The organism is Chryseobacterium sp. SIMBA_029 (assembly GCF_046535275.1).
Taxonomy (GTDB): Bacteria; Bacteroidota; Bacteroidia; order Flavobacteriales; family Weeksellaceae; genus Chryseobacterium.
Genome location: NZ_JAWRXA010000325.1, coordinates 1 through 271, shown reverse-complemented (window position 1 = coordinate 271; position 271 = coordinate 1). Strand labels below are relative to the sequence as shown.

Below are 271 nucleotides of genomic sequence, written 5' to 3'. Positions count from 1 at the left end.
CGAGTGGGTAACGGAAAACATCGTGACGGCCGCGAAGATCTGGATCATGCGCGCGCTGCGGGAGGGGAGCCTGTGAGTAATTTTCTCGAAGATCTCGCGCTTACCGACGACGATCTGCGCGCCGCGCGCGAGCGAAGCGAAATCAACCGTGTTCGCATGAATTTTCTGGCTAAAGGTGCCGCGGCTGGCGGGATTGCGTGGCCGGACATCGAGCCCCTGCCGGACTCGCTCAAGCCAGTTGAGCCATTCGCCATGGCGCTCTTGCCCGATA

The 271-nt window shown here is 61.3% G+C and carries 1 protein-coding gene; it reads right to left on the bottom strand.

Going from position 1 to position 271, the window contains the following annotated elements; all coding sequences use genetic code 11:
- On the bottom strand, positions 1-271 hold a 271-nt coding region (locus SB679_RS24310; RefSeq protein ID WP_410704822.1), incomplete at both ends, for a hypothetical protein.